Genomic DNA, 10,714 nt, shown 5'->3' with positions numbered 1-10,714 from the left:
GGACCGCTCAGCCGGCGATCGTTACCTGGGGGATTTTGAGGTGACCATACATGGGGGAATTTGACCGACCGCCGGGGCGCATTGCGCCGGAATTGTGTGTGGGAACACGCCCGATCTTGAAACATCGGTTGCTGTGGCAACCCAGGGCGGGCACGGGCGTATTCACTTCAGACTCTGTGGGTAGCAGGCTGCATGAGAGGCGTCAACTGGCGTACGGGACGGGCTGACCAGCGGCTTCAGTTGAGCGCCTTCGGGAATCACGCCGTCCTTGAGGTAACGCCACAGGGCAATCGCGAGGCGCCGTGCGACGGCGACGATGGCGATGCGTCGGGCACGGCGATTGGGGCCGGTGCCCTGGGTGCGCCGGTTGAACCACTGGGCGAGTGCGCTGCCGGGCTGATAGCGCAGCCAGGTCCAGGCCATCTCGACTAGTAACGCGCGTACGCGCCGGTTGCCCTGTTTGCTGATCCCCTGGTCGGTCTGGCTCTCGCCGCTGTCATACGGCTGGGGCACCAATCCGACACAGGCCCCGACCTGGCGCCGATTGTGGAAATCGCGCCAGTAGAGTTCGAGCGCGAGGCGTGAGGCGCTGACTTCGCCAATGCCTTTCAGGCGAGCTAGGGCATCGCTGCGCGCGCGAGACGGTGCCGGCACGCTGGCCTGACGGGTCTTCTCGAGTGCGGCGAACTGCTGGGTGGCGAGCGCGAGCCGTTCGCATTCGCGCAGCAGCCGCTCGCGCAGTTCGAGCGGCAGGGGCGTTCCGTCGTGACACCTCACCTCGTCGCGCGCGAGCCGGCCGGCAAAGTCCCGGTGATCGACCTGATCCCAACAGCCTAGCGTGGCCAGCAGCTTGCGCATGCGGTCGAGGTGCTGTAGCACTTCCTTCTGCAGTTGCCCGCGTTCGCGCATCAGGTGGCGCGACGCTTCATCCTGCGCGGATGGCACGTGAACGACGTGCATGCGGTCGCGTTCGCCGCGCTGCCATGCACGCAGGTTGGTGACGAGCTTGATGGCATCAAGCCGGTCAGTCTTTGCACGCCGCATGCGACGCTCTACCGGGATGCTCGCGGGATCCACGACGTAACATTCAATGCCGTGGGCCTGAAGCGCACGCCAAATCCAGAACGCGTCCTGGCCGGCCTCGTAGCACACGACCACCCGCACGTCGGCCGGCCGCGAGCACCTATCCTTATGCTGGTCGATCAAGGCCTGCACGGCTTGGAGGCGCGCCGCGGCCTGCGGATGCTCGACGGTATGAAGGGCGGGCCGCTCGCGCCGGCCATCGTAGAGCGCGACCCTTCCACGTCTTGGCCGCGAGCTCGAGCGAGACAGCAAGCACCGCTTCTTCAGTCTCCGACTGATATCTCTGGTCGTTGCCCATGATCATCTCCTCTACAGTAGGCGTCGAGATTCTGATTGTAAGCATCAGTCTCTCGATCGGCCCGGATGCTCATAGGATCTTGACCCGCCAAACCACCCACTGAGAATTCAAAAGAGGCAATATTATATTCTCTTATTTCTCGCTCCCGAAGCGCTATGTCCGAGATGTCCGAGACGCTTACTGAACTGCCCAGTGTGGCCTTGCGATTGAAAGCGGGCGAGATGCTTCTTGCTGGGAGGACCCCGACTCAGACTGCTTCCGCGCTCGGGATTTCCGTCCAGACGGCCAGGCGCTACAAATCGGTAGTCGAAGAAGGTGGGCTTGAACAGTTGAGGCGCATGGGTGTGGGTGGTAGAAAGCCATCTCTTGACGCGCATGCGCGGGCATGGCTCTCCGACGCATTGAGCTCGTCCGCTATGGTTTTTGGGTTTGAAAGTGACCGCTGGACGGACGGACGCCTGCTAACAGTGATCGAGCGTGAATTCCGTCGCCGGTACTCGCGGGTCTACGCGCGGCAACTCATAATCGAACTTGGATTCGCCAATTCTCTTAAGACGCGGCGGCCGCTGGCACCCGTTAATTGGCCGAAGGTCTATCGACTTACCGCAGCAGATTAGTGAAGCACTCAAAGGCTCTCCGCGGTCTTATGGATTGGATGCAGACACATAGACGAACGAGCGACTTCGAGTGGCAATCGAGAGACGGTGCGGCAAACACTATTCGCGCAACCACATCTGGAAAGTCATTACGGACCTCGGTCAGGGACACCTGCTGAGCAAAACGCGAAAATGATTCTGTGGACGGCGAAAACCGGCCAGCTGCAGTCGTTGCAGTGGGGGCTTCACGATGACGTTCGAACGGCGGTTCAAGCCCCGCCACGGGACAATCGTTGTCGTTTGGCAGCTCATGAGAATTCAGTCCGACGCGCTGTGCAAGGTGTCTTGCGGTCCGCGTCACTCCTTACGCTGTATACGGATCGCGGTTCGACTGACAAGCTCGTGACCCGCCTCGAAGCGCACCACTGCAAAGACTGACACTGGACGTGGAGGATAGTGGTCAGCAAGGCGCCAGACCAGCTCGACGCTGCCATCATCATAGGATTTGTCTGCAATGCGCTCGGCGCGCACCTGCAGGCATGCGCTGAGCGCGCGGCTTGCTGCTCCGCCCATTTCCTCCGCTTGTCTACGGGTCAGGTTCGGCGAGGGGACCGTCCTTTCCGCAAAGAGCATGTTGGGCGTGTTCCCGCCAATACCTACCTTGACTGAGAAGTCCATAAGCGGCAGGGATGAGTTAAAAAGCACAAGGTCACTGCCAGTCTCGGCAACGGCTCCGATTGTGTTCCGGAAATCGCGCTGTGCCGAATCGACAGCAGCGAGCAATTGTCGACATGGGCGTCCGTCCGGCGTCTTGTCCTTCGACTTGAGTGCGCGCGTCGCCCGGCCGATATCGCTCGTGGTCTCGATGGTCGGGCCGGCTTCCAGAGTCCACGCTGGGTCTTTCAGGCTGGCGCTCCAATCCAGGCGATATCGAATCGGGCGGTATTCACGCCAATCCGTAACGTACCATTGCAGGTGGCCGGGCAGCGAAGGCGATTTCAATGGGCCAATCACGGGCTCGCGCACGCATCGACCGATCCTGCCCGCTGCAAGCGTCACGCGCCGTCGTGCAATGGATGGAATCAAATTGTTCTCGGCGGGGACACAGATCAGAAACGGCATTGGACCGTACGCGACGACGTCGCAATGCAGCAAATCCGGCATCGGCGAGCGGGCAATGTGATACATCGCCTCGCCGTCCACACGCTCGGAGTGACGGGGGTCTTCTCCAATGATATGTGCAACGAAGTCACGTTGTCCCGATACGGTAGCGGCGCGCACCTTCTCGCATTCGTCAGCAAAACCGAACGCGGGGTAAGTAGCTGCGCAAATACTAATCAGCAGCAGGGCGGGTGCCTTAGATAAGCGAGCCACATTACACCTCGCCAAGCGCATTCGCATTCGCATTTTGGTAAAGTTTTTATAGGCTATGTATAGGGATTCCGCAATGTAGTCGTCTGTAGGCGACAGTCACGATCGAGGCTTTTGCAGATAGTTGCTAACGAATTAATTAACGAGCACATGCCGGAGCGCGTCACCGCTGGACGCGCATACGGTGCTCAGGCTCTTTACAGGAAGCGAATTTTCGCCGGAGGAAAGGCTTATGTGGCAGTTTGATGGTTGGGGCGTAACGCGGATCGGCGTTCTTGCCCCGCACGCCGACATTAACCCTGAGTCGGAATTCAACGCGATGGCACCGCGAGGCATTTCAATTCACGCTGCGCGGGTTCCCTTGAGAGCTTATAAGCCTGGTGGAGTTATGGACGCGACAATTGCCGATGAGCCTGTACGTGCCTTCGCCGATCCGCCGCTTGTCGATGATGCTGCTGAACTGCTCGCGGCGGCGCCTCTCCATGCGATCGTCTACGCGTTCACCAGTAGCAGCTACGTTCGCGGCCGTGCCGATGACGCTAAGCTGAAACAGCGTTTGGAGACTCGCACACGAGGCATTCCAGTCGTTATTTCCAGTGCGGCCGCGGTCGCCGCACTGAAAGTCCTCAATGCAACAAGGCTCGCAATGGTCAGCCCACCTTGGTTCTCGGTAGAAATGGACCGGCAGGGCGCCCGATACTTTCAGGCTTCCGGGTTCGATGTGGTCCACAGTGGACCCGCAGGCCTGCCATCTGATCAGCTCGCCATTCGACCCGGCGATCTATTTGAATGGGTCCGCACCCATACCCCCAAGAGCGCGCAGGCTGTCTTTATGGGCGGCAATGGCTTCCGTGCCGTAGGAGTTGTCAAGGCACTCGAGGAAAATCTCGGGATTCCCGTTCTTACAGCAAACCAAGTCTCGTTTTGGCAAGCCCTCCTGCTGTCGGGATCGCAGGTGTCAATCACGAACTATGGCCAGATATTCAATCATAGACCGCCGTCTGTATCTGAGAAGTAAGCTGGACTTTGGCGGCCAAAAGCGCTAGCCCAGAATTTAGCGAAGAACCTTTGCGGCTGGTTTACCCGGCCGCCGACCAGTGTGCATCGACCGGTCTGGTGGCCGCTCAGCTTCAGGAAGAGACATAGGGAAGGCTGAACGTCGAGCGGCTGTAAGGGGTCGCTATGTAAACCTCTTCATAGCGACCCGCTGCGGCCCTTCAGTGAACTTCTTCGAACGTCCCAACCTCGCCGCGATGCGGACAATCTGGTCGGCAGGCCAGGGCACGAAATTATCCACCACCATCACGCCAACAACTCGACCTTTCCTGTCGAAGACTGTCCGATCCATGCGACGCTATCGGATGGCAAGTACCGCCATGTTCAGGACGATGCGTTCTGGCGCAGGGACGATACCAGCTTTCCCGTTTTGAATACAAGTGCGCCGCCTTGCGCGATAACGCCGGCAACATGTACGGGGTGACCGTGGTTTTCCAGGATATCTCGGAGAGAAGGAAAGCCGAGCAGCGCATCATCTATCTCACCCATTGCCCGCTCACCGATCTCCCGAACCGCGTTCTGTTTGGCGGCCGGCTTAAGCAGGCCATACTCAACGCGAAACGTTCGCGTACGAAATTCGCCCTACTGTTTGTCGACATCGACGGGGTCGAGCCGGTCAGCGATCGCTACGGACATGCCGTGGGCGACATGTTGCTGCAGCGCATCAGCAAACGTATGAAGCAACGCCTACGCGAGTCGGACACTGTAGCTGTTACCCGGACGACGGACTGGCGAACAAACGCTGCTGGTCAATGCCGACCACGCGATGTATCAGGCCAAAAGCCATGGCGGCAATGCCGTCGTGCTGACCTTATGGCGAAGTGTCCACCAAATTGCGAGCAAGGTGTGCAAGAAAGTTTTGAGGGGAAGAAGGTTCTGGTCTATGGCTTCCGTTAGTCGGGGCCTGGATGGGCTCCCACTCGATAAGGCGCTTGGCATACGTGGCGCTAAGCCCGACCTTCCGCAGGGTTTTCGGTCCTTTAATTTCCGCGCCTTCTTCCTAAAGATCGTGCCACTTCCCAGACTTTTCACGATCCGGGGCGCCGACGCCCGCGATGTTAGTGGACATCGGCGCCACAACATGATCGTGGCGCCCGCAGAATGCGGGTGTCGATCGACATGTGCCCCTAACTGCAATTGGAGACGCCAAAGTGGTTCCCACCATTTCAAGTCTGGTCTTTACTCATATCTATGCGCGTTCACTTGTAAACTGCGACGCGCGACGTTATCGCTTTCGACCAGGCCCTGCTGTATTCTGACGTTTAACGGCCGGGAGGTATCGCTATGAGAGGGAAAATGGTATTAGCCGGTAGCCTACTTTTTTGCGGTCTGCTTGGCACTAGCACGTCCACATTCGCGCAGTCGATACCTCCGTCATCAGAGGAAGCAGAAAAGGTTGAGGCGCTAGTGAACAAGGCCGCGGACCTGATCAACCGTAAGGGCAAGGAAGCATTCCAGGAGTTTCGCGTTAAGGGTTCCGAATGGTTTCATGGCACCACATACCTTTTTGTCTACGACATGAACTCGAAAGTCCTGTTGAATCCCGCCTTCCCGGCCAGAGAGGGCACGATGGTCACCGGTCAAAAAGACGCAAACGGCAAGTTATTTCACGACGCCCTGATAGAGACTGCGGCAGACAAGGGCTCAGGGTGGGTCGACTACATGTTTCCGAAACCCGGGCAGTCTACTCCCTCGCACAAGTGGACCTATGTGAAATCAGTGAAGATCGATGGCGAAGCCGGTTTGGTCGGCTCCGGCTTCTATCCTGACTAGCCTCGCGACCAGCCTCAAGGACGCCTTCCATACGCCTGCAGCCTCGCATAAGACAGACGCACTTCTGCCGTACCGGGCGCCGACCTCGCTCGCTTGTTCTCGCGCTTTTTGTCGGCTCGCGCGACGTCGGGCGAAAGTCGACCCTAACCAGATTGCCGATACACCGGAGCGCCAACGACTCCTTGTGGAGTGAAGCGTTCATTCGCGAGGCCTGTTTGCTGGAAAATTCGGCCTTGGCGGACGCTGGCGACATCGACCCGTGAGAGCCGGCATCGGCATCGGCCAAATCCATTCATCGGCGGACTCTAAGCGTGAACGCGCTAAACTCCCTGACACCTTCCGTTTAGGTTTGACTTTATGTGTGCTGACGCACATACCAAACCACGGCGACGGCCTTTTGCTAAAAAGATCTCATAATCTTCAAAGAAGCCGAGCGCTCAGCTGAAACGCGTCCCTGACTGGCGCAAGGACGGGAGTCCTTCATCGCCCTTTAAGAAAAAAGAGCGCAAGGGAGCAGAGGGCTCCGTCATCCGGAAGATCGACGCTTGCCCCAAGCCCGCACGCTTCGGCCTGCAACTGTCTGATGACGAAACGTCGAGGCGAAAGATGAGTAACGCTGATGGTTTGATCGCATATTTGGCGACGCTTTCGATACAATGGGAGTTAAAAAGCAGATTGAACGCCTTATCGCCTTATAAAACTTCAAAAAACTTTCGGCGCAGATGGATTTATAACGGCTGCGGAGAAGCCGACATCAGCGTGGGCATTAATCCACCATGATGGGCTCGCCAGCTGGTTTGAGGGACTAGATGAATCGGACGAACGCGTTTTCTGAGAGGGCATCAATGGCTCAGTCTAAGTCATTCGGGATTTTCCACAGAGCAACCGTGCCATTCATGGTCGGTGCCATCGTTGCGAATGCTCATGCTCAGTGCCCGGACTGGGTTGTCACTCCTGCCGGAAGCGCGTTTAATGTCGCAGCTTTAATCGCCGACAACGGTTCGCCCCAGACCGCGCTGGAGAAAGTAAGCGGTGCACTGGCACGCGTTGTCAACGGCGGAGGTTGCCGGACAATCGTTGAACCAGCTGCGTGCGACGAAACCATTGAACTCGCAAAGAAGGCGATAGCCGCGCTCGAACGATGTACACCGGAAAACGATCCGGCGAAACTGCACCGACAGAAAGGCCAGCGCCTCGAAGCTGAGAAGTAGGACATGCGACGGTCCCATGGTGGTGTTGGCCGCACGGGTAACCAAGCTGGCCCCATCGGGGGGGAGGGTCCTAGCGTGGTTCCGCCGGGGGCCGCCTTTAAGCTGCGTTGCCCACCATGGCGGATCGCCAGTGATGCCATGCGACAGCACGAGCACGTGAGCGAAACGCGGTTGGTGCAATAACTTGATTCCCCTTCTCCGGCATGTTCGATGGGCGATAGCGTGCAACGCAGACTCTGCGTCTGGGAAACACAAGTTGCGCATATGGCACCGATGGAGGCTTTGATGAGAGCGTTCTCGCTGTCGCCTACCGCAGTGCGGGAAGCGGCTCGACGTCTGATCGCTACCGTGATGTGTCTTGCGGTACCGATCGTTTGCTCGGCACAGACAGGTGGCGCGTGCATACCTGTGAGTGAACGAACAACGGAATTCGGGTGCTTCGTCCATGCAGAAGAGCATCTTCAAGCACTTCCACCCACTCCACTCTTTTGGCATATTGACCGCTTCGCGAGCCGTTCAACTGCGGAGGCGGTCAAAACAAAAAATGGAACGGTTGTCGACATTTTGGGTCAGGTTTGGCTTTTCACGATCGCCGATCAGTCTTGGCGATCGTCCGCTGGAGAACATGTTGCTGACGTGGGCCCTTTGAAGCTTCCAGCGGCCAAGTCGTTTATGGCAACGTACATGGAGGGAAATTTCAAGCCGGGCATGCAGTCGACGGTGCATCGACATCCGGGTACTGAAGCCTGGTTTGTGCTTTCCGGCGCGCAGTGTCTTGAGACGCCTCACGGCGAACAGATCGGCCGCCCGGGCGCTCCGCCGGTAATCGTTCCTCCGGGAATACCGATGCTCCTTACCGGCATCGGTAAAGAGCAAGGCCACTGGCTCGTGCTCATCTTGATGGATGCGACGATGCCTCGTGGATCTCCCGCGGACGATTGGACGCCGAGACACACATGTGGACGTGCCGATGCCGTGCAGAATTGAAGCACGCTGAGGCGCCGAACGTGTGAATCGTAGACCGCCGAGTGCAATTAACAGTAACTTTCGACGCGGTGCGCTCGTCCGCACTATACAGTCGAATCTCGATGGTCGTAGGCCTTCCCCGCGTCGCGTGCTCGACACCCTCCTTTAGCGCCGACTTCGGCAGGCCCTCGCGCACCTGCGCGTCGAGCTCGGCGACTGAATGCGGGACGCGTGGCAGCGCCATCACCGCAGCAATCTGTTCCGGCGACACCAGCAATACCCCACTCCAGCGAGACGTAAAGCGGGACATCCGTCGTTCCCGCCATTAAATCGTTCACTGCTAATGATAATTAGCAGTGAATACTGCGGATGACTTTTAACGCAATTCTTCGCCCGAACGCGATGGATCCCGACTTACTGCCCGGCCCCTTCTGCGGCCACGGCGATCGTTCAATCGCCGTGGCGCACCGACTTACGCCGGTTTGATGTTCGACGCCTGCTTGCCCTTTGGTCCCATTTTCTCGTCGTAGGTCACCTTCTGCCCTTCTGCGAGCGTTTTAAAGCCTTCCGAGCGGATTTCCGAGAAGTGGGCGAACAGATCGTCACCACCGCCGTCGGGGGTGATGAAGCCGAAACCCTTTGCATCGTTGAACCACTTAACCGTGCCAGTTGCCATGTTGTTTTGTACCTAAGTTACCATTAATCGGCGATTGCCCCCAATCGCGCTGGGACGCTCATATTGAACCGTAGATGAGTCGGCGGCAACCTCTGTAAGGGTTTTGTTTGAACGATAGGCACTAAATTTGTTGCTATCTGACAGCTAGCGGATAGCTATTCGCTAGCGCGTATGCCCCGCGCTACATCTGAAAGCTAAACGCGCCGTGGTAGTGTAACGATCATGAATGATCTGTATGATATGACAGTTAGTTGCAAATTTTCACATCGCTAGAATTCTGTTAGCGGATCAATGAACGGTACCTGCAAGCTATCTACTAGCTACTTATTAGCGACCCTACCTACCTGCTAGCCCGCAACTCCTTACCTAATCGCTACCTGCTAGTTATTTACGCGTCACTAGATATCTCAGTGGTAGCTATCTGGTATCTATCTAGATTTTACTTGAAGTTCCCCGCTATCTTGTTATTCTCTTGGTACTAAGTAGCGATCTGGTAGCTAGCCGCTAGGCCACAGCCAGCCAAATCAAATGAATAGCTAATGGACACCTACCAGATACCTATCTGGTACTGGCAACCGAATCAAGAACGGACCTCAACCATGCCAACAATTGTATTTGTCAGCCCCAAGGGCGGCGCTGGAAAAACAACGTCCGCGCTCATACTGGCCGAACAACTTGCCCGAAAGACCGACGTCACAGTCATCGACGCAGATCCCAACCATCCCATCAAAACGTGGGCAGCGGGTCAGAAATCTCTGAATCGGCTCCGGGTGACCACCGATGCCGACGAAGAAAACGTGATCGAACGGATTGAAGAGGCGGCTTCTCAAACGCCGTTCGTGATCGTAGATCTCGAAGGCACGGCAGCCAAAATCGTCTTGCTGGCTATTAGCCAGGCCGACCTCGTTATCATCCCGACGCAAGGTTCTCAGCTGGATTCGAAACAAGCAGCGCGCGCCCTGCATGTCATCAAACAACAAGAAAAAATGTCGCGGCGACCTGTTCCCTATGGTGTGCTTCTCACTCGGACCAGCCCCATCATCCGGACTCGAACGATGACGCACATCAACACGGCCTTCGTCGAGGCAGGTATCAACGTCTTCGAAACCTCCTTGAACGAGCGGGAAGCGTTCAGGGCGATGTTCTCGTTTGGCGCGCCACTCGCAGATCTCGACCCTCGCGAAGTGTCGAATCTGGACAAAGCGATCGCCAATGCCGAAGCATTCGCAGCCGAGGTGATTGCAACCCTCCGTAAAAGCAGGGAGAGCTTGAAAACCGAGGAGGTTGAGGCATGAGCCGCGCCAACCCGCTCGATATTGATGACCTGAGCGACTTCGCACCTCGCTCGGCAGTCGAACCTTCGAAACCCATCGCATCCGATGTAATTGACGAGATATCGCGAAAGAGCGGCTTTCCCAGCCGACAACCATCAAAGAAGGCGCCTCCTCCTACTTTGCCTGCGCAACCGCGAACCCAACGGAGATATGTGACTGGCCGGAATCAGCAGATCAACATCAAAGCGAAAGCGGAGACGATCGCCATGTTGAACACGCTCGCTGACAAACTGAACGTGCCTTTTGGCGAAGTGTTGGAGCGAGCCCTGCACGTACTCGAGACCAGCTTGAAAGAAAAGCGCTGATTTGCTAGCTGGTAGCTACTAGGTAGCTTTAGTAGGTGAGGTGGG

At 57.4% G+C, this 10,714-nt stretch carries 10 protein-coding genes and 1 pseudogene; 8 read left to right on the top strand and 3 right to left on the bottom strand.

Annotation, left to right across the window (positions count from 1 at the left end; all coding sequences use genetic code 11):
* Positions 1 to 234: 234 nt before the first annotated feature.
* Positions 235 to 1,381: pseudogene (locus tag AWB65_RS29010) on the bottom strand (IS110 family RNA-guided transposase); the annotation flags it as partial.
* Positions 1,382 to 1,536: 155 nt separating this feature from the next.
* Between AWB65_RS29010 and AWB65_RS29005 the strand changes: the two are divergent.
* Positions 1,537 to 1,998, top strand: a complete 462-nt coding sequence (locus AWB65_RS29005) for a helix-turn-helix domain-containing protein (RefSeq protein ID WP_327359239.1) — start codon at positions 1,537 to 1,539, stop codon at positions 1,996 to 1,998.
* Positions 1,999 to 2,334: 336 nt separating this feature from the next.
* On the opposite strand, the gene AWB65_RS29000 is transcribed toward AWB65_RS29005, so the two are convergent.
* Positions 2,335 to 3,351 carry a hypothetical protein gene (locus AWB65_RS29000; protein WP_125474236.1) on the bottom strand — a complete coding sequence of 339 codons (1,017 nt, stop codon included), beginning with the start codon at positions 3,349 to 3,351 and terminating at the stop codon, positions 2,335 to 2,337.
* A gap of 229 nt (positions 3,352 to 3,580) precedes the next feature.
* On the opposite strand from AWB65_RS29000, the gene AWB65_RS28995 reads away from it, so the two are divergent.
* The 5 genes from AWB65_RS28995 (at position 3,581) to AWB65_RS36730 (ending at position 8,375) form a co-directional block, all read left to right on the top strand.
* A complete protein-coding gene (locus AWB65_RS28995; protein WP_087670410.1) occupies positions 3,581 to 4,366 on the top strand; it encodes a maleate cis-trans isomerase family protein in 786 nt (261 codons plus the stop codon).
* A 428-nt stretch (positions 4,367 to 4,794) separates the two neighbouring features.
* Positions 4,795 to 5,301 (top strand): diguanylate cyclase domain-containing protein, encoded by a 507-nt coding sequence (locus AWB65_RS28990; protein ID WP_125474235.1) that lies wholly within the window; start codon positions 4,795 to 4,797, stop codon positions 5,299 to 5,301.
* A gap of 510 nt (positions 5,302 to 5,811) precedes the next feature.
* On the top strand, positions 5,812 to 6,177 hold the full coding sequence (locus AWB65_RS28985; protein WP_235007824.1) for a cache domain-containing protein: 366 nt from the start codon (positions 5,812 to 5,814) through the stop codon (positions 6,175 to 6,177).
* 845 nt (positions 6,178 to 7,022) lie between these two features.
* The gene (locus tag AWB65_RS28980; protein ID WP_235007823.1) at positions 7,023 to 7,388 is read left to right on the top strand and encodes a hypothetical protein; all 366 of its coding nucleotides are present in this window, start codon (positions 7,023 to 7,025) and stop codon (positions 7,386 to 7,388) included.
* 285 nt (positions 7,389 to 7,673) lie between these two features.
* A complete protein-coding gene (locus tag AWB65_RS36730) occupies positions 7,674 to 8,375 on the top strand; it encodes a hypothetical protein (RefSeq protein WP_200821821.1) in 702 nt (233 codons plus the stop codon).
* A gap of 451 nt (positions 8,376 to 8,826) precedes the next feature.
* Here AWB65_RS36730 and AWB65_RS28970 read toward each other — a convergent pair whose 3' ends face one another.
* A complete protein-coding gene (locus tag AWB65_RS28970) occupies positions 8,827 to 9,030 on the bottom strand; it encodes a cold-shock protein (RefSeq protein WP_087670406.1) in 204 nt (67 codons plus the stop codon).
* A 539-nt stretch (positions 9,031 to 9,569) separates the two neighbouring features.
* Between AWB65_RS28970 and AWB65_RS28965 the strand changes: the two genes are divergently transcribed.
* Positions 9,570 to 10,325, top strand: a complete 756-nt coding sequence (locus AWB65_RS28965; protein WP_200821820.1) for a ParA family protein — start codon at positions 9,570 to 9,572, stop codon at positions 10,323 to 10,325.
* Complete coding sequence (locus AWB65_RS35885; protein ID WP_125474233.1) at positions 10,322 to 10,669, top strand: stability/partitioning determinant; 348 nt, start codon at positions 10,322 to 10,324, stop codon at positions 10,667 to 10,669. The genes AWB65_RS28965 and AWB65_RS35885 overlap by 4 nt, the downstream gene beginning before the upstream one ends.
* Positions 10,670 to 10,714: the final 45 nt, after the last annotated feature.

It is taken from the genome of Caballeronia humi, assembly GCF_001544475.1.
Classification (GTDB): domain Bacteria; phylum Pseudomonadota; class Gammaproteobacteria; order Burkholderiales; family Burkholderiaceae; genus Caballeronia; species Caballeronia humi.
The sequence above is the reverse complement of the archived record's forward strand: the minus strand, read 5'-3'. Positions and strand labels throughout refer to the sequence as shown.